This window comes from Cytobacillus luteolus (assembly GCF_017873715.1).
Lineage (GTDB): Bacteria > Bacillota > Bacilli > Bacillales > Bacillaceae_L > Bacillus_BV > Bacillus_BV luteola.
This window is the reverse complement of sequence record NZ_JAGGKM010000007.1, coordinates 203,358-229,945: the sequence shown is the minus strand read 5'-3', so window position 1 is coordinate 229,945 and position 26,588 is coordinate 203,358. Positions and strand designations below refer to the sequence as shown.

General features: G+C 38.8%; 29 protein-coding genes. 2 read left to right on the top strand and 27 right to left on the bottom strand.

Annotated features, from left to right (window positions below; all coding sequences use genetic code 11):
* Nucleotides 1–1,034: 1,034 nt before the first annotated feature.
* Both J2Z26_RS19145 and J2Z26_RS19140 read right to left on the bottom strand, forming a co-directional pair.
* Nucleotides 1,035–1,430, bottom strand: coding sequence for a hypothetical protein (locus tag J2Z26_RS19145; protein WP_193535252.1), 396 nt, complete (start codon nucleotides 1,428–1,430; stop codon nucleotides 1,035–1,037).
* Nucleotides 1,431–1,485: 55 nt separating this feature from the next.
* On the bottom strand, nucleotides 1,486–2,031 hold the full coding sequence (locus tag J2Z26_RS19140) for a GNAT family N-acetyltransferase (protein ID WP_193535251.1): 546 nt from the start codon (nucleotides 2,029–2,031) through the stop codon (nucleotides 1,486–1,488).
* A 166-nt stretch (nucleotides 2,032–2,197) separates the two neighbouring features.
* Here J2Z26_RS19140 and J2Z26_RS19135 point away from each other — a divergent pair, with 166 nt between their 5' ends.
* Nucleotides 2,198–2,596 carry a GNAT family N-acetyltransferase gene (locus J2Z26_RS19135; RefSeq protein WP_193535250.1) on the top strand — a complete coding sequence of 133 codons (399 nt, stop codon included), beginning with the start codon at nucleotides 2,198–2,200 and terminating at the stop codon, nucleotides 2,594–2,596.
* Nucleotides 2,597–2,632: 36 nt separating this feature from the next.
* On the opposite strand, the gene J2Z26_RS19130 is transcribed toward J2Z26_RS19135, so the two are convergent.
* The 25 genes from J2Z26_RS19130 to prfA all read right to left on the bottom strand — a co-directional run bounded on the left by J2Z26_RS19130 (nucleotide 2,633) and on the right by prfA (nucleotide 25,807).
* Nucleotides 2,633–3,400 (bottom strand): DUF4931 domain-containing protein, encoded by a 768-nt coding sequence (locus tag J2Z26_RS19130; RefSeq protein WP_193535249.1) that lies wholly within the window; start codon nucleotides 3,398–3,400, stop codon nucleotides 2,633–2,635.
* Between the two features lie 442 nt (nucleotides 3,401–3,842).
* On the bottom strand, nucleotides 3,843–4,247 hold the full coding sequence (locus J2Z26_RS19125; RefSeq protein ID WP_193535248.1) for a F0F1 ATP synthase subunit epsilon: 405 nt from the start codon (nucleotides 4,245–4,247) through the stop codon (nucleotides 3,843–3,845).
* A gap of 24 nt (nucleotides 4,248–4,271) precedes the next feature.
* On the bottom strand, nucleotides 4,272–5,684 hold the full coding sequence (gene atpD / locus J2Z26_RS19120; protein ID WP_193535247.1) for a F0F1 ATP synthase subunit beta: 1,413 nt from the start codon (nucleotides 5,682–5,684) through the stop codon (nucleotides 4,272–4,274).
* Nucleotides 5,685–5,721: 37 nt separating this feature from the next.
* Nucleotides 5,722–6,579 carry a F0F1 ATP synthase subunit gamma gene (locus J2Z26_RS19115; protein ID WP_193535246.1) on the bottom strand — a complete coding sequence of 286 codons (858 nt, stop codon included), beginning with the start codon at nucleotides 6,577–6,579 and terminating at the stop codon, nucleotides 5,722–5,724.
* 113 nt (nucleotides 6,580–6,692) lie between these two features.
* The gene (atpA, locus tag J2Z26_RS19110; protein ID WP_193535245.1) at nucleotides 6,693–8,201 is read right to left on the bottom strand and encodes a F0F1 ATP synthase subunit alpha; all 1,509 of its coding nucleotides are present in this window, start codon (nucleotides 8,199–8,201) and stop codon (nucleotides 6,693–6,695) included.
* Between the two features lie 15 nt (nucleotides 8,202–8,216).
* Nucleotides 8,217–8,762, bottom strand: coding sequence for a F0F1 ATP synthase subunit delta (locus tag J2Z26_RS19105; RefSeq protein ID WP_193535244.1), 546 nt, complete (start codon nucleotides 8,760–8,762; stop codon nucleotides 8,217–8,219).
* Nucleotides 8,759–9,289: a F0F1 ATP synthase subunit B gene (gene atpF / locus J2Z26_RS19100; protein WP_319638030.1), complete on the bottom strand. Its 531-nt coding sequence runs from the start codon at nucleotides 9,287–9,289 to the stop codon at nucleotides 8,759–8,761. Before atpF ends, J2Z26_RS19105 begins: the two co-directional genes overlap by 4 nt.
* 161 nt (nucleotides 9,290–9,450) lie before the next feature.
* Nucleotides 9,451–9,663 carry a F0F1 ATP synthase subunit C gene (atpE, locus tag J2Z26_RS19095; RefSeq protein WP_193470725.1) on the bottom strand — a complete coding sequence of 71 codons (213 nt, stop codon included), beginning with the start codon at nucleotides 9,661–9,663 and terminating at the stop codon, nucleotides 9,451–9,453.
* An 89-nt stretch (nucleotides 9,664–9,752) separates the two neighbouring features.
* On the bottom strand, nucleotides 9,753–10,493 hold the full coding sequence (gene atpB / locus J2Z26_RS19090; protein ID WP_193535242.1) for a F0F1 ATP synthase subunit A: 741 nt from the start codon (nucleotides 10,491–10,493) through the stop codon (nucleotides 9,753–9,755).
* 22 nt (nucleotides 10,494–10,515) lie between these two features.
* The gene (locus J2Z26_RS19085; RefSeq protein WP_193535241.1) at nucleotides 10,516–10,884 is read right to left on the bottom strand and encodes an ATP synthase subunit I; all 369 of its coding nucleotides are present in this window, start codon (nucleotides 10,882–10,884) and stop codon (nucleotides 10,516–10,518) included.
* A gap of 3 nt (nucleotides 10,885–10,887) precedes the next feature.
* A complete protein-coding gene (locus J2Z26_RS19080) occupies nucleotides 10,888–11,109 on the bottom strand; it encodes an AtpZ/AtpI family protein (protein WP_193535240.1) in 222 nt (73 codons plus the stop codon).
* 377 nt (nucleotides 11,110–11,486) lie between these two features.
* A complete protein-coding gene (locus J2Z26_RS22340) occupies nucleotides 11,487–13,730 on the bottom strand; it encodes a S8 family serine peptidase (RefSeq protein ID WP_193535239.1) in 2,244 nt (747 codons plus the stop codon).
* Between the two features lie 163 nt (nucleotides 13,731–13,893).
* A complete protein-coding gene (gene upp / locus J2Z26_RS19070; protein WP_193470730.1) occupies nucleotides 13,894–14,523 on the bottom strand; it encodes a uracil phosphoribosyltransferase in 630 nt (209 codons plus the stop codon).
* A 396-nt stretch (nucleotides 14,524–14,919) separates the two neighbouring features.
* Nucleotides 14,920–16,161, bottom strand: a complete 1,242-nt coding sequence (locus J2Z26_RS19065) for a serine hydroxymethyltransferase (RefSeq protein ID WP_193535257.1) — start codon at nucleotides 16,159–16,161, stop codon at nucleotides 14,920–14,922.
* Nucleotides 16,162–16,256: 95 nt separating this feature from the next.
* Nucleotides 16,257–16,730 carry an anti sigma factor C-terminal domain-containing protein gene (locus tag J2Z26_RS19060; protein WP_319638032.1) on the bottom strand — a complete coding sequence of 158 codons (474 nt, stop codon included), beginning with the start codon at nucleotides 16,728–16,730 and terminating at the stop codon, nucleotides 16,257–16,259.
* A gap of 63 nt (nucleotides 16,731–16,793) precedes the next feature.
* Complete coding sequence (locus tag J2Z26_RS19055; RefSeq protein ID WP_193535237.1) at nucleotides 16,794–17,366, bottom strand: TIGR01440 family protein; 573 nt, start codon at nucleotides 17,364–17,366, stop codon at nucleotides 16,794–16,796.
* A 26-nt stretch (nucleotides 17,367–17,392) separates the two neighbouring features.
* Entirely contained in the window at nucleotides 17,393–17,839 is a 447-nt protein-coding gene (gene rpiB / locus J2Z26_RS19050) for a ribose 5-phosphate isomerase B (RefSeq protein ID WP_193535236.1), read from the bottom strand.
* A 368-nt stretch (nucleotides 17,840–18,207) separates the two neighbouring features.
* On the bottom strand, nucleotides 18,208–19,497 hold the full coding sequence (locus tag J2Z26_RS19045) for a methyl-accepting chemotaxis protein (protein ID WP_193535235.1): 1,290 nt from the start codon (nucleotides 19,495–19,497) through the stop codon (nucleotides 18,208–18,210).
* Between the two features lie 38 nt (nucleotides 19,498–19,535).
* Nucleotides 19,536–19,976, bottom strand: coding sequence for a low molecular weight protein arginine phosphatase (locus tag J2Z26_RS19040; protein ID WP_193535234.1), 441 nt, complete (start codon nucleotides 19,974–19,976; stop codon nucleotides 19,536–19,538).
* A gap of 154 nt (nucleotides 19,977–20,130) precedes the next feature.
* Complete coding sequence (locus tag J2Z26_RS19035; protein WP_193535233.1) at nucleotides 20,131–20,691, bottom strand: manganese efflux pump MntP; 561 nt, start codon at nucleotides 20,689–20,691, stop codon at nucleotides 20,131–20,133.
* 107 nt (nucleotides 20,692–20,798) lie between these two features.
* Nucleotides 20,799–21,842, bottom strand: coding sequence for an L-threonylcarbamoyladenylate synthase (locus tag J2Z26_RS19030; protein WP_193535232.1), 1,044 nt, complete (start codon nucleotides 21,840–21,842; stop codon nucleotides 20,799–20,801).
* A gap of 185 nt (nucleotides 21,843–22,027) precedes the next feature.
* The gene (locus tag J2Z26_RS19025; protein ID WP_193535231.1) at nucleotides 22,028–22,477 is read right to left on the bottom strand and encodes a GNAT family N-acetyltransferase; all 450 of its coding nucleotides are present in this window, start codon (nucleotides 22,475–22,477) and stop codon (nucleotides 22,028–22,030) included.
* A gap of 79 nt (nucleotides 22,478–22,556) precedes the next feature.
* Nucleotides 22,557–23,189, bottom strand: coding sequence for a stage II sporulation protein R (gene spoIIR, locus J2Z26_RS19020; protein ID WP_193535230.1), 633 nt, complete (start codon nucleotides 23,187–23,189; stop codon nucleotides 22,557–22,559).
* A 684-nt stretch (nucleotides 23,190–23,873) separates the two neighbouring features.
* On the bottom strand, nucleotides 23,874–24,740 hold the full coding sequence (prmC, locus tag J2Z26_RS19015; RefSeq protein WP_193535229.1) for a peptide chain release factor N(5)-glutamine methyltransferase: 867 nt from the start codon (nucleotides 24,738–24,740) through the stop codon (nucleotides 23,874–23,876).
* On the bottom strand, nucleotides 24,740–25,807 hold the full coding sequence (gene prfA, locus J2Z26_RS19010; protein WP_193535228.1) for a peptide chain release factor 1: 1,068 nt from the start codon (nucleotides 25,805–25,807) through the stop codon (nucleotides 24,740–24,742). The genes prmC and prfA overlap by 1 nt, the downstream gene beginning before the upstream one ends.
* 252 nt (nucleotides 25,808–26,059) lie before the next feature.
* On the opposite strand from prfA, the gene J2Z26_RS19005 reads away from it, so the two are divergent.
* Nucleotides 26,060–26,578: a MerR family transcriptional regulator gene (locus J2Z26_RS19005; protein ID WP_406565546.1), complete on the top strand. Its 519-nt coding sequence runs from the start codon at nucleotides 26,060–26,062 to the stop codon at nucleotides 26,576–26,578.
* Nucleotides 26,579–26,588: the final 10 nt, after the last annotated feature.

Sequence of the window (26,588 nt, the reverse complement as noted above, 5' to 3'; positions counted from 1 at the left end):
CGCTAGTTTCCTCAAGGGAGGCAAATTCCGGACCAGTATAGAAATGCACACCACTCTGTCGACACTTCGTCCCCCACACCACTAGCTAGATTGCGTGAGCAATCTAGCGTACCTACACCAAGGTGGAGAAAGAAAAGCGACTGGAAAAAACTCGTTTTTTCAAAGGAGTATTTATTCCTTTGCTTGTTTTCAGCGCCAGCTGAAAATGAGAAAACGCCAGTTTCCTCAAGGGAGGCAAATTCCGGCCTCATTCAGAAATGCACACCCCTCTGTCGACACTTCGTCCCCCACACCACTAGCTAGATTGCGCGAGCAATCTAGCGTAACTTCACCAAGGTGGAGAAAGAAAAGTGACTGGAAAAAACTCGCTTTTTTCAAAAGGAATGTTTATTCCTTTGCTTGTTTTCAGCGCCAGCTGAAAATGAGAAAACGCCAGTTTTCTCAAGGGAGGCAAATTCCGGCAACATACAGAAATGCACACCATACTGTCGACACATGGCCCCCACCCTACTAGCTAGATTGCGCCAGCAATCTAGCGTACCAACACCAAGGTGGAGCATAAAAAGTCCTCCCCCACCTAAGAAACGAAGTTTCCAAACTGACACTCACGAACTATCTACCTACCACAAACCACAAAACCAGACTCAGATTCCGCTATTCCTACAAAACACCACTGATTCAATCCCAATAACGGACTCACAGACCGTTAAACACCAAAAATCATCCCAATCCGGCACCATTTCCACCAAATAACGTCCTCTCAGTCCACTTTCCACCCCAAACAGCCTCTTTTTCCATAAATAACGGAATCTGAGTCCAGTTTCCTCACCCATACCCAGACACTCCACCTCCACCAACAATAGTAAAAAATTAATTTAAATTCAATGACAATTATCACACTCTTCCTAGACTTATGAAATTCTTGAGAAAAACCATTTAGGGGATAAAAATGTAGTAATACTAGGGGGAAAAATGGGGGTTAACATATAACTAAAAAAAGCGCACAGACAAAAACCTCTCCTGAGCACTTCGACTTATACAGTTTTTCTTGTAAACATAAACAAAATAACTAATAACCCTAAAATAATAATAGCTATATGTGGTACTGCATAAATCCAGTGTGCTACAAAATCACTTGCTGGACTTCCATCAGATATACCACTCCCACTAAACATGAACCACAGAATAACAGCCGGTATTTGGATAAGCAATAATAAGAATGCAAAAACCGTTTTAATCAAGTTAGAAGTTTTCGTTGTGGATTTATTCATCCTAAAGTAGATCATGATTCCGCCTAATACAGCAGCAAAGAACCCCCAATCAGATACTTCTGCTTCGGTTGGTCCAAATACACCAAGTACATATGTAAATCCTGTAATGATTGCTAATGCACCTACAAAAATTTCTAATTTAGCAGTATTAATTACCAATGATACCCCTCCTATACAACTTACTTTAACACACCCATAACATTATTTTCCATTTTTATTTACGAAAAGAAATCCTATGAAACTTACCAATTTCATCAAAGATGTCTTCACCCTTAATTGTCACATCGTCCCCTTCTAACAGAAGATACATCCCTTTATAAGTTTCAGGCACCCACTTATATCTGTGTACATAGTTCGTTAACATAAAACCACATTTCTTCCAAAAGAGAATCCGCTCTAAATTCTCCACCGTTTCCTCACACTCTACCTCAATAAAAATTCTATTGATCTTCTTTTCATTTACTGCCCACTCCCCAATATAATTTACTAAATTACTTCCATAACCTCGTTGTTTGTAACTGCTACCCACAGCCAAGTAATCAATAATTAGTGAATTCTCACCTTTTAAATGACCAGTTATCGCCAGTGCTACCACTCTAGTTTCTACAAACATTACATGGAGCTGGGCAATACCCCTATCAAACATATTACGAATAATCTTTTCAGATTTTGCATCCTTATTTCCAAAAGCTTCATTATATATTCTTTTCGCTTGCTGCCACAGAACGTCATCCCAAGTTTCTACTGTAAAAATGTTCAAAGAGCTCACCTACATAGATTCGTTTTTAAAAGGAATTATCCAACTATTGTTGAATACCTTACAGATAACTATTATTTCCATAATAGGAGGCAAAAACAATGGGATTGCTATTTTATTAATAAATCCTTCTGATAAAAACTAGTTTAGATCAGAAAGGAGATTAGATATGATATACACAACTTCACTAGATAGTATTTCTTCGGAAATGCTTACAGGTTTTTTTGACGGGTGGCCGAACCCACCTTCCCAAGAGAAACATTTTCAGCTACTAAAAAACAGCTATAAAGTGGTTTTGGCTCTTGATGATAAACAAGTAGTAGGATTTATTACGGCAATAAGTGATGGAGTGCTCTCTGCTTATATACCACTTTTAGAGGTATTGCCAGCCTATAAAAATAAAGGGATTGGTAAGGAATTAGTTAGGCGTATGTTTGAGGAGTTACAAGATCACTATATGATCGATCTTATTTGTGATGATGAACTTCAACCCTATTATGAGAAATTCGGAATGAAAAAGGCTAAAGGTATGGTTGTTCGCAATTATGAATTTCAATCAGGACGCTAAGAAAAAAAGAACTCCATGTGTGAGTTCTTTTTTGCATTACTTATTAAAATAAATGTTACGTACCTTCTCAGCAACTTCATCAATGTTTCGCGCAACCTGGGGGATTGAATACCCAACAAACAAAGGTGATGTTGCAAACCTAGGAATCACCTTCACATAGATTTTTTCTTCAATATTATAAAAGAAAATATTATAACTATTACAGTTCGCACTGAAGTGATGTAAAACGTAATGGGTTGCAGTCTGTAAATAGTGCGTCAGTATCGATAAATCCTCAAGGTCCTCCATACATATATTGAATTCAAAGAACCCCATCCTTGGTTTCGTTGAGATATTAAACTCTACAGAATTTTTCTTGTGAATCTCTATCCCTTCAAATTGATTTAAAGAGACATGCTCCGTGTAATCCTGTTCTTCTAATCCAACAATTTGCATATGGGCATGATGGATTGACCCCCCAGAAAACGGACCATAGTTTTTAAAGAGTAAGACAGACTTATACTTACCACTATCAATCATCTCGTACCAATGCTTGATAGCAAAGCGTAGCAACTTCTCTATATGCTCTTTAGAGTAGGTAGAGAATTCATCTTCACAGTTATCAGTTTCAATCAATACTGTCTGAAACGTATTTTCTAGCGTAGGGTATTTGTTCATTAGAAGAATGATTGAGCCCTCTTCTGCTAGGATTTTCTCTAAATTATCTCTATCACAAAAGGGACAAGCTGCAGATCGATTCCGAATACTCTCCGGCTTTTGTCTGCCGATAGAAAGGTCAAAAACTAATGGTGAAATTGGGTTCATGATATCACTCCGTGCAAAAGTAAGAATTGGTATTACCTATTATATATAGTTTTGGTAGTAAAAACCTAATTAAAAGTATCGGATTGAGGGAAAAAGGGATATTTTTATGTAATACCTAGTGTAGAGACTTAATTTCCGTGGAGTTTCTTTAGTTTAAATTTCTAATTATTTGAAATACTTAACCCTTAACACGATTTACTTAACTTTAATCTAGATTTACTTAACATTTTCCCTTATATACTTAACAAATTCTCATAAATACTTAACCAAAAGTCAAATTTACTTAAATTTGACATAAATACACTTACGAATTACCAAACACTTCGACACTTCACCGCACCGGGGGTCAGGCCCCACAAGACACAATTCCCACTACAAAGTAAAAACCCCCACCGGAAGCGTCTAAGGCTCACGATGGGGGTTGTAAAAGTTGAAGATACGATTAGTATCTGTTTTCTGTTACATTTAAGCGGTTGATGGCACGTTTTAAAGCGAGCTCAGCACGTTTAAAATCAACATTGTCTTGTTTCGCTTGCAAGCGTTGTTCTGCACGCATTTTTGCTGATTTAGCGCGCTCGACATCGATGCGAGCAGGCGTTTCAGCAGCTTGTGCTAAGATCGTCACTTGGTCAGGACGTACTTCTAGAAAGCCTCCACTAACAGCCACAAGATCAGTGTTGCTTCCATTTTTAAATCGGACTGCACCAACTTGAAGTGGAGCAACCATAGGAATGTGTCCTGGTAGGATACCAAGCTCACCATTTTGAGCTTTAGCACTTACCATTTCTACGTCAGCTTCATAAACTGGGCCATCAGGGGTAACGACATTGACTTTTACTGTCTTCATTATAAACCCTCCTACGTCCGTTTATTAAGCCATTTGAGCAGCTTTTTCAACTACTTCTTCAATACGTCCTACTAAACGGAATGCGTCCTCTGGAAGGTCGTCATATTTACCGTCAAGGATTTCTTTAAAGCCTTTAACTGTTTCTTTAACAGGTACGTAAGAACCTTTTTGTCCCGTAAACTGTTCTGCTACATGGAAGTTTTGAGATAAGAAGAATTGGATACGACGTGCACGTTGTACCGTTAATTTATCCTCTTCTGAAAGCTCATCCATACCTAGAATAGCGATAATATCTTGTAACTCTTTATAACGTTGAAGCGTTTGTTGTACTGAACGAGCTACATTATAGTGCTCTTCACCAACGATCTCAGGAGATAGCGCACGAGATGTAGACGCTAATGGATCCACCGCAGGGTAGATACCCATCTCTGAAAGCTTACGCTCAAGGTTTGTTGTTGCATCTAAGTGAGCAAACGTTGTTGCTGGAGCCGGGTCAGTATAGTCATCGGCTGGAACGTAGATTGCTTGGATAGATGTAACAGAACCAACGTTAGTTGATGTGATACGCTCTTGAAGACGCCCCATCTCAGTTGCAAGTGTAGGTTGGTAACCTACCGCTGATGGCATACGACCTAATAGCGCTGAAACCTCAGAACCTGCTTGTGTGAAACGGAAGATGTTATCGATGAAGAATAACACGTCTTGTCCTTGCTCATCACGGAAGTATTCTGCCATTGTAAGACCAGTAAGAGCAACACGCATACGTGCTCCTGGTGGCTCATTCATCTGTCCGAATACCATTGCTGTTTTCTTGATAACGCCTGAATCAGTCATTTCATGATAAAGGTCATTACCTTCACGAGTACGCTCACCTACACCAGCGAATACAGAGATACCACCGTGCTCTTGAGCGATGTTATTGATAAGTTCTTGGATAAGAACCGTTTTACCTACACCCGCACCACCGAATAGACCGATTTTTCCACCTTTGATATAAGGTGCAAGAAGGTCTACTACTTTGATACCAGTTTCAAGAATTTCTACGTCTGTAGAAAGTTGATCAAATGTTGGAGCCTCTCTGTGGATAGAGTCACGACGTACTCCTGCAGGAATTTCCTCATCTAAGTCAATATTTTCACCTAGTACGTTAAATACACGACCTAAAGTTACATCACCAACTGGAACTGAAATCGGAGCACCAGTGTCCGTAACCTCAATGTTACGTACTAGACCATCTGTAGATGACATCGCTACAGTACGAACTGTGTCATCACCAAGATGAATTGCAACTTCAAGAGTTAAGTTAATATCAACTTCGTTTTCGTTGCGTGCTTTATGATTAATCACAAGGGCGTTGTAAATTTCAGGAAGATGTCCGCTATCAAACGTTACGTCTACAACCGGACCCATGATTTGGGTAACGCGTCCTTTTGTCATCGTTTTCCCTCCTAACTTGCTTTTCGAAAAGAATTTTTTATTCTAATGCCGCAGCTCCACCAACAATCTCGGTAATTTCTTGCGTGATTGCAGCCTGACGTGCACGGTTATAAGAAAGAGTAAGTGAGTTGATAAGCTCTTTCGCATTATCAGTTGCATTTTTCATCGCTGTCATACGAGCAGCGTGCTCACTTGCTTTTCCATCTAAAAGTGCGCCGTAGATGAGACTTTCAGCATACTGAGGAAGTAATACTTCAAGAATTTCGCCTTGTGATGGCTCAAATTCATAAGAAGTTAGCTGTTTCTCAGTGTTAATGTTTGTTAATGGTAAAAGCTTTTTCTCTGTTACTTCATGTTGAATCGCACTAATGAAATGATTGTAATATAAGTAGATCTCATCAAATGTTTCATCAGCAAACATGCTAACCGCTTTGTTCGCAATATCCTTAATATCAGCGAAAGAAGGTTGATCTCCTAAACCAGCGATGTCTAAAATAACGTGCGCTCCACGTTTTCTGAAGAAGTCACGTCCGACACGCCCAATCGCAATGATTGAATACTCATCTGTGCTTTTATGGCGCTTCTGAATGGTTTGATAAGCTGCACGAAGTATATTACTGTTATACGCACCTGCTAAACCACGGTCTGATGTAATAACCAAATAACCTGTTCTTTTCACTGGTCGTTTGACTAACATTGGGTGACTAACATCTGTGCTTCCAAGTGCGATACTAGCTACTACCTCTTGAATCTTTTCCATATAAGGGACGAATGCTTTTGCATTTTGCTCAGCACGGCTGAATTTAGATGCAGATACCATTTCCATCGCCTTAGTGATCTGGCTAGTTTTCTTAGTAGAGGTAATTCTATTTTTTATATCACGTAATGATGCCAAAGGTTCTCACCACCTTTTTCTCAAAAAGTCATTCGATTATGGGAATAACCGAGTTAATTTTACTATATGTTCATGCTAATCGGCGAAACGCCGTTCGCCGATTAGAGGTTTTATTATTCTGTAACAGCAAATGTTTTCTTAAAGTCGTTGATTGCTGCTTGCATATCAGCATCTTCTGGAAGTTTTCCAGTTGATTTGATTGTAGTAAGAATTTCTTTGCGGTTATGCTCTAACCACATATAGAATTCTGACTCAAAACGAGTGATATCTTCTACAGGAATTTCATCTAAGAATCCGCGTGTAAGTGCATAAAGAATCGAAACTTGCTTTTCAACTGCAATAGGCTTGTTTAATCCTTGTTTTAGTACTTCTACAGTACGTGCACCACGGTTAAGTTTTGCTTGAGTCGCTTTGTCTAGGTCTGAACCGAATTGAGCGAATGCTTCTAACTCACGGTAAGAAGCTAAGTCAAGACGTAATGTACCAGATACCTTTTTCATTGCGTTAATTTGAGCAGATCCTCCTACACGTGATACCGATAAACCTGCGTTTACTGCAGGACGTACACCTGAGAAGAAAAGATCTGATTGTAAGAAAATTTGTCCGTCAGTGATCGAGATAACGTTTGTAGGAATATATGCAGATACGTCACCAGCTTGTGTTTCAATAAACGGTAAAGCTGTTAATGATCCGCCACCTTTTGCATCACTTAATTTAGCTGCACGCTCAAGTAAGCGACTGTGTAGGTAGAATACATCCCCTGGATATGCTTCACGACCTGGAGGACGGCGAAGTAGTAATGAAAGTTCACGGTATGCAGACGCTTGTTTTGTTAAGTCATCATAGATAACTAAAACGTGCTTACCGTTGTACATGAATTCCTCACCCATTGTTACCCCAGCATAAGGAGCTAAGAATAATAATGGAGCAGGTTGTGATGCAGAAGCTGTTACAACGATTGTGTAATCTAATGCACCGTTTTTACGTAAAGTTTCTACAACTCCACGTACCGTTGATTCTTTTTGTCCAATTGCAACATAGATACAAATCATATCCTCATTCTTTTGGTTAAGGATTGTATCAATCGCAACTGCTGTTTTACCAGTTTGACGGTCACCGATGATTAACTCACGTTGACCACGACCGATTGGAATTAATGAGTCGATCGCTTTAATACCAGTTTGTAATGGCTCATGTACTGATTTACGGTCCATTACTCCTGGTGCTGGGCTTTCGATTGGACGAGTTTTAGTTGTTTCAATTGGACCTAATCCATCTACTGGTTGACCAAGTGGGTTAACTACACGTCCGATTAATGCTTCACCTACAGGAACCTCCATGATACGGCCTGTACGACGAACCTCGTCACCTTCACGAATGTCAGTGAAAGGTCCAAGTATTACGATACCTACGTTGTTTGCTTCTAAGTTTTGTGCCATTCCCATGACACCGTTCGAAAATTCAACAAGTTCTCCAGCCATGACATTGTCGAGGCCATGAGCACGCGCAATACCGTCACCTACTTGGATAACCGTACCCACATCACTCACTTTAATTTCAGACTGATAATTTTCGATTTGCTTTTTAATCAGCGCACTAATTTCTTCAGCTTTGATGCTCATGAATTTCACCCCTATCTACGATCTTTTCGCAATAAGTTCACGCTCTAAGCGTGCTAATTTTCCACTTACACTACCATCATATATACGATTTCCAATTCGAAGCTTTACGCCTCCAATTAGAGCTTTGTCTACGATATTTTCAATGCGTAAAGCACTTTTGCCAACTTTCACTGCGAAAGAAGAAGAAATTGCATTCTTTTCATCTTCAGTTAGAGGACGAACAGAGTACACCTTCGCGTCTTCAATGCCGCGAGCTTCGTTAGCTATTTTGATAAAGTCTTCAACCATATTAATCACAATGTTAATGCGATGACGGTCTAATAAAATCATTAATGTGTTAAGTACAGGTGTTGAAAGACCTGTAAAAGCATCATTAATCATGCTTTTTTTACGTTCTAAAGCTAATTTAGGATTTTGTAAAATAGCGAATAGCTCTGTGTTTTCAGAGAATACTTGTTTCACCGTACGAAGTTCACCTTCAAACTGATTTAAAGCATTTTGTTCGTTCGCTATTTGAAAAAGAGCTACTGCGTATCGTTTTGCTACGATTCCTATGCTCATCGCCCTTCTCCTACCTCTTTAATGTACTCATTAATTAGCTTCTCTTGGTCTTGTTCATTTAGTTCTTTCTCAATCACTTTTGAAGCTACTAATACAGATAATGAAGCAACTTGCTCACGTAAAGCTAAAACTGCGCGCTCTTTTTCTTGTTCGATTTCTTTCTTCGCAGATTCTTTTAAACGTTCTGCCTCAGTACGAGCAGTTTGGATGATATCATTCTTCTGCTCTTCACCTAATTTTCTAGCATTTTCAATTAGCTCAGAAGCTTCTTGACGTGATTGTTTCATCATTTCGCGTTGCTCTGCAGCAAGTTTCTTTGCTTCTACATGATTTTGCTCTGCAGTTTTAATCTCATTTGCAATATGCTCTTCACGTTGTTTCATGATGCCCATAATAGGACCCCATGCAAACTTACGAAGCAATGCTAACAAGACTAAGAATATTACCAACTGAAAAATGATGTCACCAGTATTCAAGTATGAGTCGCCGCCAGCAGCAGCTCCTAAAACGAATATATTTGTTAACACAGCTCGATTCACTCCCTTCAAGAGTCACTAGAGTGAGACAAACGTCTCATTACAACATATATTTAAAGCTTTGTTTAGTTCATCACATAAAGCAATGGCGAAGGTTCTCACCCGAGACAACTTCGCCACTATTTGAAATAGTAATATAAGTCAAGAAATTATTATTGTCCCATTACCATGAACGCAACTACTACCGCGATGATAGGAATCGCCTCTACTAATGCAACCCCGATGAACATTGTAGTTTGAAGAGCTCCACGTGCTTCTGGTTGACGTGCAATCCCTTCAACTGTTTTACTTACGATCATTCCATTACCAAAACCTGCACCTAGTGCTGCTAAACCAATTGCGATTGCTGCTGCTAATGCACCCATTATTAATTTCCTCCTTTAATTTGTATAAATAATAAATAGATAAAATGTTTGGATGTCCAAAAACTTTCATTTTGGACAAGGCATTTATTTTAATGGTCGTGACTCACTTTGTGTGCCATATAAACCATTGTTAACATAACAAAGATAAATGCTTGAATTGAACCGATAAAGATACTGAATCCTTGCCATACTAGCATCGGCAATGCCGCTACTAACGTACCAATGATTCCACTTGCAACGCCTTGAGCATAGCCGTTTGTTGCTAAACCAGCTAATAGCCCTAATAGAATTTCACCCGCAAAAATATTCCCGTAGAGACGAAGACCAAGTGTTAAAGTGTTTGCAAACTCTTCAACAATTTTTAGTGGGAATAAGAAAGGCATGGGTCTGAAAAAGTCTTTCCCATATTCAGCGGCACCTTTCATCTTGATACCATAATAATGTGTTAATGCTACGACCATTGCTGCTAATGTTAATGTAATTACAGGATCTGCAGTTGGTGATTTCCACCATAAGTTATGTTCTTCACCTATGATTACTGCAAACGGCAACCCTAACATATTTGAGACAAAGATATACAGTAACAATGTCAATCCTAATGTTAAAAAATGGCCTCCTGTTTTCCAGTCCATCGTACTTGAGATTATGCCTTTGACAAAATCAATAATCCATTCTACAAAGTTTTGCATCCCTGTAGGTTGGAGTGCTAAAGTACGAGTTCCTGCAACAGCAATTATGAATACAATTATACTTGCAACTGTAATCATTAAAATGTTTGATAGGTTAAAATAAAGTCCTAAAAACTCAATTGTAGGAGCTCCGTGACCCAACAGTATTCACCTCTCTTCCAAGCTACTTACGTAAGTTTTGCAAAAAGAAATCTATCATAATGACAATGTATATTGTCATTAATCCCAATACAGTGCTAACTAAGTGTAAATGATCAGGGAATTCTAAAACAATTAAAACGGCTAATGCACCGGACGCCAGTCTTGAAAACGTTCCTAGTGATCCAACCCTTTTCCCTTCTTCCACTGCCTTACTAAAACGATTACTCTTTCGAACCATAACTATTAAATTATACAAACTTAAGGTTGTCCCAAGAATTAACCCTAGGAAAATTGGTTGATAAGCTGTAAAGCCCCAGCCTAAAACATAAATAGACATCAGGAAAAATATGTACTTATAGTATCTCTTAGACATTTGAGATAAGTTTTCCATCATTTAATCTCCTGATAAGTAGTGGTTGACCAAGCGGAGCATGGCATAAATACCTGCCGCAAGTCCTAGTAGAAGGCCGATAATTAGAAATAGTGGTTCGGTATTAAATGTCCTGTCAATCCATCTTCCCAAAAAGATTCCTATTAATATGGAACCTACTAGCTGCGAAGTAATACCAGACATTAATGCGATCGCTTGTAAAGGGTGTTTTTGCTTTTGACGCATTCGCACGTTCCTCACTTTTGCGTGGGAATGGATTGTTAGTAGACTTTGAAAATGTTACTTCATCTAAAAGATGATAGTGGAGTGGAGAATTGTCGAAAAATATTGATTAATGATAGCAAAGTTTTCATATAAAATAACTTTGAAAACCCTATCATTTATACCCTTGATTAGCATACAATAGGCACCTATCAATGTCAATGCGTTTACAGTGAAAAAGTTCACATTCATCATTCGACATTATATGCTATGCTTAATGATTTACAAGGTGCAGATAGTGTTAAACTCAACGTCTTTTGCACCTTGTAAACGCTACGGGGTGTGTCAGGTTATGTTTTTACAAGATATTCTTTCACAAAATGTTCACAAAATCTACGTTTCTACGGCCGAATGATATTCTTATCAATTATAATATCAGCTTCAATCGTATCTTCCTGTCCATCCTTATTTGCAAAGACAATTGCCTTGTAAACTCCCTTTAACTTGATTTCTTCTTCTGTAAATTCCTTTTCTAGTAAGCCTCTTGAAACTTCTCTTTTCCAATCTAAAAAGGTGATGAATTGTAAGGTATCTGGGTCATACAACGCAATTCCGTATTCATCAGCACCTCTAGGTAGATATAACTCATACTTAAAGGTACCTGGTGTATCACCAGCCCCAAACTGAAAGCCCATTACCCTTGGGTAGTTTGGTTCATCAATGACAAACATATAAGGAATCTTCGTTTTGTTACTAGCTTCTAGAATCTCCAACTCACCATAATGTAAACCAGGACCAATTACAGATGGTGTGATGTCGAGCGTTATCTCAACTTCTTTCTTCTCTTTTCCGTTAACATAAACTGTATGAGGCAACTGCCACTGAAGACCATTCTGATTTTTCGGGGTATTGAAATGATAGGACTTTCTTTTACCCGTTTGATTGTCTAATGTAATCTTGATTCTTTTTTCTTTTCTATTGTCATGCTTTTGAAAAAGACCAAAAGCTAGTGAGCTAGGATAGACAAGTGACTCAGCCTCAATTGCCTCTTTTAACTGAATACGACCAGCACCTTGTTCATTTGGCATGTACTCCTTATTGTTGTCGTCCTTCAATTTCTTTGCAGTATTCATTAGTGCGGCCTTAATTTGGTCAGGTGACCAATCAGGATGTGCTTGTTTTATTAATGCGCATGCACCAGCCACATGTGGTGCAGCCATGCTTGTACCCTGAAGCGCCATATAGCCATTAGGTACTGTACTATCAATTGCAACTCCCGGTGCCACTACATCAGGTTTTATTTCCCACGTCTCAGTAACAGGACCACGTGAGCTAAAATCTGCTAAAACATCTTCTTGTTTGCGATACTCCGTTCGAATATAGTGGTTTTTTTCCGATTCAAGCTTCTTTTTTAACCAAAGTCCATCCTCCATTGAAAGAGATGCGACTGGGAGATTGAGACCAACCTCTAAGCTACCAGCAAATGACCCTTTTACATTATTGTAAATCAGAACACCTATTGCTCCTTTGGATAGTGCGTTCAAGGTTTTTTCGGTAAAGGTTAACTCTCCTCTTTCCATTAAAACCACTTTGCCTTTCACATTCTTAAGCTCCTCTGGTCTTCCAATACCTGCAGTAACAATTTCATATTGCTTTTTAAAGTTCCAAGTTTTCGAATTTTGCATTGGTATTAAGTCAATTTCTTTTTTACTAGAACCAAATTTCAAAAAAGGAATTTCAATGGGCGGTGTTGATGCTCCAACTGATATTGCCTTAGAGGACGTACCAGGTGACCCTACCGTCCATACCTCTGGACCCGAGTTTCCACTAGAGGTTACTGCAACAATCCCATTTTCAACTGCTTTATCAAGTGCAACACTCGTTGGCCAGTCTGGACCATTTATTGAGTTGCCCAATGATAGATTGATGACATCAACCTTGTCCTTAATCGCTTGCTCGATGGCAGCGATGACTTGCTCTGATGTACCAACACCACCAGGACCTAGTGCACGATAAGCAATAATTTCTGCGTCTGGAGCAACACCTTTTAATTTTCCATTCGCTGCAATAATACCGGCAACATGTGTTCCATGTAACGTTTGCAGTCCTGCTTGTCCCTTCGTTTCCATTGGATCTTTATCTCCGTCGACAAGGTCTGATCCACCATGGTAACTATTTTTCAAATCCGGATGCTTGTAATCTATTCCTGTATCAATGACACCAACTTTTATCCCTTGACCAGTGATACGATGATCTGCTTGATCAAAAAGCCCCCTGATTTCGTCTCCTCCTATAAAAGGTACACTTTCATCTAATGAAACTTTATACGTTGTAACAGGAAACGACTGTTTAATACCCATTTCTCTTTTGAGTTTTTCAATATCACGGCGAGGCCCTTTAGCTGACACCCCATAGAATACCGTGTCATATACTCTGTTAACTTGTATGGAGGGATACCTCTTCTTTGTTTTCTCAAGCAATAATGACAGGTCATCTTTATCAGTCATAAGAATAGAGTGTATCGTTTCAGTTGGTGATTCTTGCGGAAGAGTTGGTCGCTGTGGAAATATAGTTGTTGCTTGAACTCCAAGCGCATTTGGCCCAAAAAGTAGTAATAACGCCACTAAAATGATTCGAATACTCATCTCCATCCTACCACCTCAAACCTAGCCTTACTCAATCACCCCACTTTTATGCGAAGTATGCGGGGCCTGACCCCCAGTACACTAACGCATTAACGCAATGGGGGTCAGGCCCCACAAGACACAAAAAAGTCCAATCCACAAGAATGGATTGGACTAAGAAGGTTTATTTCGTTCCGAATAAGCGGTCACCAGCGTCACCTAAGCCAGGTACGATGTAGCCGTGGTCATTTAACTTTTCATCAAGTGCTGCGATATAGATATCGATTTCCGGGTGTGCTTCTTTAATTGCATCTACGCCTTCTGGAGCAGCAATTAAGCACATGAACTTAATGTTTTTTGCACCGCGTTTTTTTAGAGAGTTGATCGCTTCTACTGCTGATCCACCAGTTGCTAACATAGGATCAACAACGATAAAGTCACGCTCTTCAACATCAGAAGGTAGTTTTACATAGTATTCAACCGGCTGTAATGTTTCAGGGTCACGGTATAAGCCAATGTGTCCTACTTTTGCAGCAGGGATTAATTTTAGGATTCCGTCAACCATCCCTAATCCAGCGCGAAGGATTGGTATGATTCCAAGTTTTTTACCTGCAAGCACTTTTGACTTTGCCACTTCAACTGGTGTTTCTACTTCTACTTCTTGAAGTGGTAGGTCTCGTGTGATTTCAAATGCCATTAAGCTTGCAACTTCATCAACTAGTTCGCGGAATTCTTTTGTTCCTGTTGAGATGTCACGTATGTATGTAAGTTTATGCTGTATTAACGGGTGATCAAATACGTATACTTTTCCCATTGCTATCTCTCCTTTTTGTGCGTTGCATTTTAGACGTTCTTAACACCTCAATCGATTTTACAGAAAAAGTGGGACATGTTCAAGGTAGGATTTAAAATTTACGTTATTGTTCATAAAATAAGGCTCTTTTCTCAAATACCGTTGTTTTTCACATTGAACATTGACCGTTCCTTTGCGCTGCAGACATTTGCTTTCCGCGGGGAGGAAGTCGAGCCTCCTCGGCGCATGCGCCTGTGGGGTCTCGACCTTTCCTCAACTTCTGAGCAGGAGTCAAATGCCTTTCGCTCCAATCCACTCATGCTTATAATACAGTCAGGAGCAACAAATTTTACGAAAAGAACCTAAAACAAAAAGAGGATCCAAACATTTTCTGTCTGACCCTCTTAGTGTGAGTAATTATAGTTCTTTATATAATGTGAATTTCGCAGTTAATGTTTCAACACGTTGTTTTGCTTCAGCAAGTTTTGCTTCGTCTTCGTGATTTTTTAGAGTGAATGCAATGATTGAAGCGATTTCAGTCATTTCGTCTAGTCCGAAGCCACGACTTGTTACTGCTGCTGTTCCGATTCGAAGGCCGCTTGTTACAAATGGGCTTTCTGGGTCAAATGGGATTGTGTTTTTATTAGTTGTGATCCCGATTTCATCTAGAACATGTTCTGCTACTTTACCAGTGATTCCTAATGAACGAACATCAATTAACAGTAAGTGATTATCCGTTCCATCTGAAACGATGTTTAAGCCTTCATTTTTCAAGCCTTCTGCTAAAGAGTTTGCATTATCAATAACAGCTTGTGCATACGCTTTGAATTCAGGTTGAAGTGCTTCTCCAAATGCAACAGCTTTTGCAGCGATTACGTGCATTAATGGGCCACCTTGAATTCCTGGGAAGATTGATTTATCAATTTTCTTTGCGTATTCTTCCTTACAAAGAATCATTCCACCACGTGGACCACGAAGTGTTTTATGTGTTGTCGTTGTTACGAAGTCCGCAAATGGTACAGGGTTCTGGTGAAGACCCGCTGCAACTAAACCAGCAATGTGCGCCATGTCTACCATTAGGTATGCGCCAACCTCATCTGCAATTTCTTTAAAACGTTTAAAATCAATCGCACGTGGATATGCACTAGCACCCGCTACGATTAATTTAGGTTTATGTAATCTTGCTTTTTCAAGTACATCATCATAATTAATACGGTGAGTATCAGGATCAACTCCGTATTCAACGAAATTATATTGAATTCCACTAAAGTTAACTGGGCTACCGTGCGTTAAATGTCCACCGTGAGATAGATTCATTCCGAGTACTGTATCACCCTGATTTAAAATCGTGAAATAAACAGCCATATTTGCTTGAGCACCAGAGTGTGGTTGAACGTTTACATGCTCTGCACCGAAAATTTCTTTTGCTCGGTCGCGCGCAATATTTTCTACAACATCAACATGCTCACAGCCGCCATAATAACGACGTCCAGGATATCCTTCTGCATACTTATTTGTAAGAACGGAACCTTGAGCTTCCATTACAGCTTCACTTACAAAGTTCTCTGATGCAATAAGCTCAATTTTGGTACGTTGTCTACCTAATTCATCTTGAATAGCTGCAAAAACGCTTTCATCTTGCTGCGATAAATGTTTCATTGACATTGTATCCCCCTTTGTCACCTAAATTGTAACCTTATTAAAAACCTTTCTCCATTTTAGCACTTTCGCTTTGAGAGAGGAAGTGATAGTTTCTACTCCTCTCTCGGAACCCAATTCCAGTATTCAAAATCCCCAAGTGTCGGACTTTGAATCTCCTTTACATCTCTTAATTTTATGAGCTCCTTCACCGGACCCGTTACGACAGCACCATATACTTTAAAACCATGTTCTTTTATATAGTCATATCGTTCCTCAAGATAATAGAGTCCCAGGGAATCTTCTCGGTAACTTTTACTTTCCTCATTAATTAGCTTTTCCATATTTGATAGCATAAACTCTTGATTCGTCTCAACCGTGTTTTGCGCTAACCTACTATAAAATTCTGAGTTATAGTCTTCATCTGTGGCTCTAGCACTCGATAATCCTATACCAGCAATGGATAAAAAACTTCCTCCTGCAATCGAGTGACCCGATTCAAATTCTTTCATTTCACCAGTATACAGTGGCATCCAAACAACATCTAAATCAAAGGGCGCTCGCCCTCCCTTCCCATCATTAAAACGAATGACTAAAGAAAATGTTACACTTTAATTTTTAAAAATAAAAAATCCCCACAAGTGTGAGGATTACTAACAAGTTTTATTTTCAACCTTCTCACTGTAAACCGCTCGCTCGCCGCCAATTAATTTAGGTCGAGTTTTGGCGAGTGTCACATGGGCGTGACCTAGGTTTCGAATGGAGCTTCGAATTGGAACAGCTACATGTTTTAGATGCATTCCGATAAAAGTATCACCTATATCGATACCTGCATCTGCTTTAATAAATTCAACAACTACCGGCTTTGTAAATTGACTGTATGCATAGGTAGCCATTGCTCCCCCTGCCGTTCTGGCTGGGATGACAGAAACGATTTCGAAGTTTCTTTTTTGAGCCGTTTCTTTCTCTACAATCAGTGCCCGGTTTAAATGTTCGCAGCATTGAAAAGCAAGCCCGACACCAGTGCTCTCCTTTAGAGCTTTGAATTCATTAAAAATCATTTCAGCCACTTCAAACGTCCCAGCTGTTCCAATTTTCTCACCCATCACTTCACTCGTGCTGCATCCGATTACTACAATATCTTCTTCCGAAAGTGTGACTTGTTTACGGAAATCCTCAAGTATTTGTTGCAACTGAATTTTCCATTGCTTTAAATCCTCTGACATTACCCGTTCCACCTTTCATCTTAAAACTACTTTACTGTATTCTCATAGTCCATCATTTTGTTCACACGTTTTTCATGTCTTCCACCTTCAAATTCAGTGGTTAACCATACTTTTGCAATGTCTCTTGCTAAACCTGGGCCGATTACACGCTCACCCATGGCTAGGACATTGCTATCATTATGTTCACGAGTTGCTTTGGCACTAAATGTATCATGTACTAGTGCACAGCGGATTCCTTTTACTTTGTTTGCTGCGATACTCATTCCAATTCCTGTTCCGCAAACTAGGATCCCACGGTCTACTTCACCATTTGCTACTTTTTCTGCTACTGGTACTGCATAGTCTGGGTAGTCGACAGATGTATTGCATTCACAGCCTAAATCTATGTATTCTATGTTCATTTCTTTCATTAAGCTTTTAATTTCTTCACGGATATTGATTCCACCGTGATCTGATGCGATTGCTACTTTCATTTTAACACCCTCCGTTTTGTTTTTTTTGGCTCTCTTATCAAATATGTAAGGATTTCCCTTGGAACTTTGACCGTTCCTTTGCGCTACAGGCACTTGCTTTCCGCGGGGAACTATGAAAAAGCCCAACTGCCGGCTTTTTCAAGGGCGAATTCCCATCGGGGAGGAAGTCGAGCCTCCTCGACCTTTCCTCTACTTCCCGCAGGAGTCAAGTGCCTTCCGCTTCAATCCACTCTAAAACAAATAATATGTAATAACAACATACCGGAAAAGAGCCTATTATAATTACTTCCATCATAATCTATTCTCCCCCTATTGTAACCTAGAGAAAAGTAAAAAACCCCTACAATGTAGAGGTTAGGGTTAATATCTTAGTATGAGAAGCGTTCGATTGTTTGTTTTAGTTTTTCTGCTTGGTTTGCTAGTTCGCCTGCAAGTTTTTCGACGTCGCCCATGACTGTTGCTTGTTCTTGAGTAGATGCTGTTACTTCTTCTGCGCCAGCAGATGTTTCTTCGGCAATGGCTGCTACTTCTTGTGATTGTCTTGCTGTATCACGGATACTGTCCATTTGACGTTCTACTAATACTGCAATCTGTTTAACAGCACCGGCCACTTCATTTACTGATTCAGTCATTTCAACTATGGCATTATTTGTGGTTGCACCTTTTTTCGACTCTTGGTTTGCCACTTCCACTTGCTCAGTAATTTGAGAAACTACATTCTCAACTTCTCTTTGAATATTTTTAATCAATTCAGTAATTCCTTGAACCGCTTTGGAGCTTTGATCTGCAAGTGTACGTACTTCTTCAGCAACAACTGCAAATCCTTTTCCATGCTCACCAGCTCTTGCAGCTTCAATTGAAGCATTTAGTGCTAGAAGATTAGTTTGACCTGCAATATCACCAACTAGTGAAATTATATTTTCTACTTTCTTTGCATTTTCTTCTAAGCGTCGAACTGCTTGTAAAGAAACCTGATTATCTTCAGCTAACTTTGTAATACCTTCAACTAATGAACGAACAATTCCTGAACTTTCATGAAGTGTTTCTACCATTTCTGATGATAGTTTTTCTGATGTTTGTGCCTTTTCCTGAACTTCTTCAGCAATTTTAATTACATCTTCCACAGACTCAGCCGTTTCTTGAATAGACACTGCTGAACTATCAGCACCTCTTGAAATTTCTGTTATTGTTCTCGAAATGTTATCAGCCTGATCAGATGCTAAGCTTGAAGCCTTCGAGATTTCTACTACTTTTGCATTCGTATTTTCAAAGTTTTCCTCAATATTGCTAACCATCTCACGTAGGTTATGAAGCATTTTGTTAAAAGCCAGGCCTAATGAACGGATTTCATCATCTGATTTTGAAACGATTACATCTTCATCAATCTGACCATTTGCTGCTTTAATCGCGATTCTTTCAACCTGCTGCAATGGCTTTGTAATGAATCCTGCAGCAAAATAGGCTAGAACCCCAGACCAAAAGATACCCATCAGTAGAGTGATAATCGTAAATAACTGTTCATTCACGATATGTTCTACATACCCTTGTAAAAAGTAAATAAAGACCGCACTTGTTGTATAAGTGACAATTGCTAATAACGTAATAAATGTTACTAGCTTTAATCGTAAACCAAATTTATATCGCTTTTTTTCTTCCACCCTGTTTTCCCCCTGAACCCTATTTGTTAGTTTGTTAGCTATTTTTTATTTAATTTCCTAATTAATTTTTCAATTAACTGGTTAAGCTCCTCATACGTTTGACGATAAATAGTTACCGGTCCACCAAATGGGTCTACTACATCCGCTTGTACGTCTTCTACAAATTCTTTTAACGAAAAAGTTTTTTCGATCGCATCTGGGAAGCGCTCAGCAATTAAGAACTTATGCTGAGTCGTCATTGTAAAAATATATGTAGCCCAGTCAATCTGCTCTCTTGTAAGCATGGAAGACTGATGATCCAGTGGTATTCCTTCTTCATTTAGGACTTTTTTCGTATTTATAGAAGCTTCACTAGTATTATCGGCAAATACACCCGCAGATTTGACTGTCATTTCAGAAATTTGTTTACTCTTTAGAATCGCTTCTGCCATTGGGCTACGGCACGTATTCCCTGTGCAAACAAACAAAATATTGATCATCCGGGAAGCCTCCTTATGATTTGTAGGTTTATTTTCCCACGTTTCATTTATTATAAAACATATATTACGTTGGATATAGGGGGAAATAGCGAAAAGAGTCGAAACTTTGGTCTCGACTCACAAAATTGTCAAAAATTCTGTTTTTTTCGTTTTTTTAAAATGGCAGTAAAAGTTTAATCCCAAAGGCTAATAAGATACTACCACCTAATGCCTCACTATAGGAGCCAAACCAGCCTTGTACACGTCTTCCGAGCAATAGACCTATCCAAGTAAGGATCATACTAACTACCCCAAACATGAGAATCGTTACAATAGTTCTAGCGCCATAGATTCCAAGGCTCAAGCCAACAGAGAAGCTGTCCAAGCTAACACTAAGCGCAAATATAAATAATCCAAATCCGACTGGGGTGATCATTCGCTGATCATCATCTTTAAAGGATGCAAGGATCATTTGGAAACCTAAAATTAACAATAGAATTCCACCAGCTATAGTTGCAATCATCCCAAATTTTTCAGATAAAAATCGTCCTATTGTCATCCCCACTAAGGGCATCCAAACATGGAATAAACCAATTGTGATACCTATGTAAAATATTTGCTTTAGTCGAAGTTGGATTAGACCCATTCCAAGTCCTACCGAGAATGCATCCATTCCTAATGCCAATGCCATCACAAATAAAGTTAAAAACTCTCCAATTACCGAAGCTACACTCATCATCTACCTCCCTTAGGACTTGTCTGATACACTTTATGCAAGTCCAGTAGTAAATAGACTAAGTGAACATGAAAAAGTGAATTCTATTAGAATCCACTTTACTCACCTTATTCACTTATAACTTGATTACCTGCTGCTTTTAATAATCGATTCATGATCGCTTGGCCTACTCCAACTTGCGGAAACCATTCACTGTATATAAAATCTACATTCGTCATATCAAATGTCCGTAAAACATCATACAATTTGCTAGCAACACTCTGTAAGTCTGATCTCATACCACAATCAAGAACTGCATCTGCCTTATAGTAATGTTTATTTTCTTCAGTAGTTAGAACTCCTACCCTTAAGCCCTCTTCAGTTTTCTTATCCACAAGAGTTTGAATAAATTGGGGACTTCCCTCAACAATAACTAGAGGTGCAATTGGTGCATAGTGAATGTACTTCATTCCTGGTGACTTAGGGGCTTGTCCTTCTACAAGAAGAGCACGATCCAATCTAACCTCGCCTATAACTTCTTCTAACTGTTCCTTCGTCACACCACCTGGCCTTAAGATAACAGGAATTTTCTCTGTACAGTCCAACACAGTTGATTCAAGTCCAACCCCTGTTGCTCCACCATCAATGATTCCAGCTATTCTGCCTTCTAAATCATCAATAACATGCTTCGCGCTTGTTGGGCTTGGCTTTCCAGAAAGGTTTGCACTCGGTGCTGCAAGTGGTAGGTCTGCTGCTTTAAGTAAGGCAAGTGCAATTGGGTGGTCAGGCATACGGACTGCAACTGTTTCTAATCCTGCGGTTACCTTTTCACCTACTGATTGATCTTTTTTCTTTAAAACAAGTGTTAAAGGACCTGGCCAAAAATGAGTGACCAAGGTTTGAACCATGTCTGGAATATCCACAGCTATATTCGTAAGTTGATCCTTTGTTGCTATATGTACGATTAAGGGATTGTCACTAGGACGCCCTTTTGCTTCAAAAATTTTAGCTACTGCCTCATCAGAAAGTGCATTTGCACCTAATCCATAAACAGTTTCAGTTGGAAAGGCTACCACTTCGTTATCTTTTAGAATCTTGGCAGCTTCCTGAATCTGTGGAAAACTCTCTATATTCCCTTCAAAGTTATTCACAGTCCATATTTTTGTATTCATTTCGGTCCCCTCCTGAAGCGAAAGGCTAATTATTGCTAAAAAAGCCTACAATCAATAGTTATTTCTCTCAGAAAGTATAAGTTAATCACTAAAATAAAACAAGCCTTATCCACAGATTGTGGATAAGACCTTCATAATAGTGGATAACTTTGTGGATTTTAAAAATAGCTTAAACTCTTAATCTACTAAGCAATACTAGATTTCATAAATATTGAGTTATCCACATCTTCTAGTAAGTATTGTAGATGTTGCGACTCTTTTAAGTGTTCTGGTAGTTGCTCTGCCTCAACTTTACCAAATCCAAGCATCGTAAAGAATTCAACAGATGCATGTTTGTTTGTTGCTAGATATAAGTTTTCTAGCTCTTTCTCTTTTGCTAATGCTGAAATTCCCTTAAATAAAGAAAGAATTTGCGTTTGGTCAAGTTTTGGTGACATCACTAATGAACGAAGTAATCCATCCTTCATTAGTCTTTCAATTCCAAGTGTTGCTACTAGATTTCCTTTTGAATCTTCCATTAGAATGAAGTTATCCACAATTGTGTCCACTCCATCTGCATTTACATTGGCTTGTCCTAAAAATTCCTTTAATCGATTTATATCATTTTCATTAGCTACTCTAATTTCTACTAACATTAAAATTCCACCTCATTTATTAGATTTCTATTACCTAATCTATGAGATGGAATAATAATTAGAACATTTTCTATTAAATTTAACTAAATAATGATGTGAAGAATTCAACTAAGAAGAATTTTACCTTCACTTCTTCTTTTTCTTTCGTAGCTGTTTCTTTCTCTTCCTTCTCTTGATCATCTGCTATTTGTGGATCAACTGCTTCTCCGTTTGAAAAATCTAAGAAACATAAAGGAGGAAATAACACGCACCACCAGTTTGCTCCTTGTGCTTCACCTAGTGTAATAAGGATTGCTTCATATTGTCCTGCCGGGTAAATAAAGTTGCCATAAAGCTTAGTTGGGAATTCAACATTATTTTGAAAATCTACTGTATATGCTTGATCTATTCCTTCTTCTATTAACGTTTGCTCCACGATTTGTTCTATATCACTTAAACGGCTTTTGATTAGTTGTCTTGCCGCATCGATTGAAGTTAGTTCTGCTACCCATTTTGTAATTTCTGCATTTACTTCATCGCGAATCTTTCTTTTTAACTCTTGGTCTTTGCTAGAGTCACTATTTGCTAGAATGCGAAGTCGAATGGCTTCTTCTGGGATTACAACAGGCTCATTTGCTGCTGCCTGAGCTGATAATTGATCTTGATAGATTCCTACGTTTGCTCCGATTAATAATAAAAGAATATATATAATGATTGCGTTTTGTTTTTTCATGTTAACTAGCACCGCCCCTTCACTAAGACAGTCTAGACAACAGATTCTATTCTTAAACTAGTAAATTAAAAAAATCTAGTAAACTTTTAAAATTTATTTTTTAGCTCTTTTAAAATAGGGGGGATTTGCATACTGAAGTTTATGTGACCTCTGTTTGACGATTTTGTTTTTGGGAGGGCTGATAAATTGGTTTATGTGACCTTTGTTTTGCAATTTTCCTCTTCGGAGGTTTCATAAATTGATTTATGTGACCTTTGTTTTGCAATTTTCCTCTTCGGAGGGTTCATAAATTGATTTATGTGACCTCTGTTTGCCAGTTTTGCTCTTTGGAGGGCTCATAAATTGATTTATGTGACCTCTGTTCGCCAGTTTTGCTCTTTGGAGGGCTCATAAATTGATTTATGTGACCTAAGTTTTGCAATTTTCCTCTTTAGAGGGTTCATAAATTGATTTATGTAACCTCTGTTTGCCAGTTTTGCTCTTTGGAGGGCTCATAAATTGATTTACGTGACCTAAGTTTTGCAATTTTCCTCTTTAGAGGGTTCATAAATTGATTTATGTAACATCTGTTTGCCAGTTTTCCTCTTTAGAGGGCTCATAAATTGGGTTAACTTGAACTCGCTTAAACAATCTCTGGTGAATGGCTATTAACATAAAGATGCCCCCTATCTGGAGGCACACTCTCTAAAACCCTATCTCCGCAAATACCATTCGGTCTTTACCATTGATGTCATTTACAACTTGGACCTTTGCTGCGGGAAAAGTTGTAGTTAGTAAGTCAGCTACTGGTTGACCTTGTCCTACGCCTACCTCAAATGCTACTAATCCTTTTTCAATCAACACTTGTGGAATCTCGTCCATAAATCGTCGGTAAAAGTCTAGTCCGTCTGACCCACCAACCAAAGCGCGGATCGGTTCATGGTCTTTTACAATAGTGGAAAGTGTTTCAATTTCATAATCAGGAATATACGGAGGATTTGAGACAACAATGTCGACTTTCTTTCCCCCTTCAATTAACGGCCCTAGTAAATCTCCTTCATAAAATTCCACTTTAGCACCAAGGCGCACGGCATTTTTCTTCGCAACTTTAATGGATTCTGCCGCTATATCTACCGTGGATACGTCAAAGTTTAAGTTCTCCAGAGCAAGTGTAATTGCAATGGCTCCACTTCCCGTTCCAACGTCAACAACTGAAACCTTGGCATCCCCAAACAAAGTCTTTGCACGTTTTAGTACACCTTCTACTAACTCTTCTGTCTCTGGACGAGGAATCAGAACTTCTTTATTCACTTTAAAAGTTCTACCATAAAATTCTTCATAGCCAATAATATATTGTACAGGTATGCCAGTAATGTGTTTTTTAACATCTTCCATAAAACACTCTACAACATCAGCATCCAAATCATCTCGCAAACTCGCTAGCAGTTGTGACCTGTTCATTTTCAAATGATGACAAAGTAATAGCTCCCCAACATTTTCGTCACGATTTTCTTCCCGTAAACAAGAAGAAGCCCAGTTTAGGGCTTCATACACTTTAGTGATACTCTTCATTACTCAGCTTGCTCCATACGTTGTGCTTGGTCTTCCATAATTAGCGCATTAAACACTTCATCAAGCTTTCCTTGAAGGATTTGATCAAGCTTTTGAATCGTTAAACCAATACGGTGGTCGGTTACACGGTTTTGCGGGAAGTTATACGTACGAATCCTTTCAGAACGGTCTCCTGTTCCTACAGCTAGCTTACGGTTTTGATCATACTCGGCTTGAATTTCACTGTTGATTTTATCGTAAACACGAGCGCGAAGTACTTTCATCGCTTTTTCTTTATTTTTAATCTGTGATTTTTCGTCCTGACATGTAACAACAGTATTTGTCGGGATATGTGTTAAACGTACAGCAGACATCGTTGTATTTACACTCTGTCCACCTGCTCCACTTGATGCATACGTATCAGTACGGATATCCTTCTCATGAATTTCTACCTCAACCTCTTCTGCTTCAGGTAATACAGCAACCGTCGCAGTAGATGTATGAATACGACCACCTGATTCAGTTTCAGGTACACGTTGAACGCGGTGAGCCCCGTTTTCAAACTTCAACTTTGAATAAGCACCTTTACCGGTGATCATGAAAATAATTTCCTTATATCCACCAACACCAGTTGAGTTTGCATCCATTACTTCCGTTCTCCAGCCATTTGCTTCAGCATAGCGGCTATACATACGGTACAGGTCACCAGCAAATAAAGCTGCTTCGTCTCCACCTGCTGCTCCACGAATCTCCATAATAACGTTTTTGTCATCATTAGGGTCCTTCGGTAAAAGTAATACACGTAGTTTTTCACTTAGCTCTTCTTGCTGAGATTGTAACTCAGAAAGTTCTTCTTTTACCATCTCACGCATATCTGCATCTAATTTATCATCAAGCATTGCTTTTGCGTCATCAAGTTGTTCTTTCACTGTTTTATATTCTCTAAAAGCCATAACAGTATCTTGTATATCTGATTGTTCCTTTGAATATTCACGTAATTTTGCCGTGTTACTAATAATATCCGGATCACTTAATAATTGGTTTAGTTTTTCATAGCGAGCTTCTACAGCTTCTAAACGATCAAACACAGTTTTCACCTCAATTTTAGTCCATAACATTCTAATTATAGTATAGGTTAACCACAGCGTCAAAGCAAATTCACAGTGACTTATCGACATGCTTTTTAATCGGTTGTAGTATTCCTTCTTTCTTTGCCGAATACCAACTAGTTTTGTCAGCCTTGAAGGATAAAGGATTTAAGAATAGAAACTTTACTATATCTTATTTAGATAAAGGAGAAGAGGAACGTTTTATTCAGTCATGGTATGAAAAATTAAGGAGTGATTAGGTTGAATACAACTACTGTCGCTAAGAAGCTTGGGGTTTCAACGAAGAGAATTCATAAGTGGATTAAGCATTTCAATCTATCTTGCAAGAAAAACGAGAATGGACATTACTTCTTTGATGACGCTAACTTTGCTTTACTTTCTACCATTTGTGAACAGATGAAACAGGGAGTTCCTCTTACTGAAATGAAAATAAGTTTACCAAGAAAGGGGATACAAAACGCTGTGACTTCACCAATAACTGATGAGCAGTATACAAGACTGCTTGAGCGCATAGAACGTAATGAACGTAAGATTGAGGAAAAGGCAAGCGAAGTGGTTTCCTATCAACTGCTTCAGCAACGCCGCGAAATTGAAGAGCTTAATGAAAAGATTTCTAAATTAGAAAAACAGGTACAAGCACTTGGTCAAGAGAGAGAAGGTAGAAAGGATATTCCTTTAATACTCGATGAAGGTCCAAGAAAGGTAAAAAAACCAGCAAAACGACGTAGTATCGTCAGTTTATTTTTATAAAAATAAAAAG

What these genes read in the sequence shown, in the direction of transcription:
- J2Z26_RS19025 (WP_193535231.1), bottom strand. Translation starts at nt 22,477, where the DNA reads ATGTTAGTAGAAATTAGAGTAGCTAATGAAAATGATATAAATCGATTA.
- atpA (WP_193535245.1), bottom strand. Translation starts at nt 8,201, where the DNA reads ATGAGCATCAAAGCTGAAGAAATTAGTGCGCTGATTAAAAAGCAAATC.
- J2Z26_RS19105 (WP_193535244.1), bottom strand. Translation starts at nt 8,762, where the DNA reads ATGAGCATAGGAATCGTAGCAAAACGATACGCAGTAGCTCTTTTTCAA.
- J2Z26_RS19065 (WP_193535257.1), bottom strand. Translation starts at nt 16,161, where the DNA reads ATGAAACATTTATCGCAGCAAGATGAAAGCGTTTTTGCAGCTATTCAA.
- J2Z26_RS22340 (WP_193535239.1), bottom strand. Translation starts at nt 13,730, where the DNA reads ATGAGTATTCGAATCATTTTAGTGGCGTTATTACTACTTTTTGGGCCA.
- upp (WP_193470730.1), bottom strand. Translation starts at nt 14,523, where the DNA reads ATGGGAAAAGTATACGTATTTGATCACCCGTTAATACAGCATAAACTT.
- J2Z26_RS19130 (WP_193535249.1), bottom strand. Translation starts at nt 3,400, where the DNA reads ATGAACCCAATTTCACCATTAGTTTTTGACCTTTCTATCGGCAGACAA.
- atpE (WP_193470725.1), bottom strand. Translation starts at nt 9,663, where the DNA reads ATGGGTGCATTAGCAGCAGCAATCGCAATTGGTTTAGCAGCACTAGGT.
- J2Z26_RS19080 (WP_193535240.1), bottom strand. Translation starts at nt 11,109, where the DNA reads ATGCGTCAAAAGCAAAAACACCCTTTACAAGCGATCGCATTAATGTCT.
- J2Z26_RS19125 (WP_193535248.1), bottom strand. Translation starts at nt 4,247, where the DNA reads ATGAAGACAGTAAAAGTCAATGTCGTTACCCCTGATGGCCCAGTTTAT.
- J2Z26_RS19030 (WP_193535232.1), bottom strand. Translation starts at nt 21,842, where the DNA reads ATGAATACAAAAATATGGACTGTGAATAACTTTGAAGGGAATATAGAG.
- prmC (WP_193535229.1), bottom strand. Translation starts at nt 24,740, where the DNA reads ATGAAGAGTATCACTAAAGTGTATGAAGCCCTAAACTGGGCTTCTTCT.
- J2Z26_RS19035 (WP_193535233.1), bottom strand. Translation starts at nt 20,691, where the DNA reads ATGAGTGTAGCTTCGGTAATTGGAGAGTTTTTAACTTTATTTGTGATG.
- spoIIR (WP_193535230.1), bottom strand. Translation starts at nt 23,189, where the DNA reads ATGAAAAAACAAAACGCAATCATTATATATATTCTTTTATTATTAATC.
- J2Z26_RS19135 (WP_193535250.1), top strand. Translation starts at nt 2,198, where the DNA reads ATGATATACACAACTTCACTAGATAGTATTTCTTCGGAAATGCTTACA.
- J2Z26_RS19040 (WP_193535234.1), bottom strand. Translation starts at nt 19,976, where the DNA reads ATGATCAATATTTTGTTTGTTTGCACAGGGAATACGTGCCGTAGCCCA.
- J2Z26_RS19085 (WP_193535241.1), bottom strand. Translation starts at nt 10,884, where the DNA reads ATGGAAAACTTATCTCAAATGTCTAAGAGATACTATAAGTACATATTT.
- rpiB (WP_193535236.1), bottom strand. Translation starts at nt 17,839, where the DNA reads ATGAAAGTAGCAATCGCATCAGATCACGGTGGAATCAATATCCGTGAA.
- atpD (WP_193535247.1), bottom strand. Translation starts at nt 5,684, where the DNA reads ATGACAAAAGGACGCGTTACCCAAATCATGGGTCCGGTTGTAGACGTA.
- J2Z26_RS19055 (WP_193535237.1), bottom strand. Translation starts at nt 17,366, where the DNA reads ATGTCAGAGGATTTAAAGCAATGGAAAATTCAGTTGCAACAAATACTT.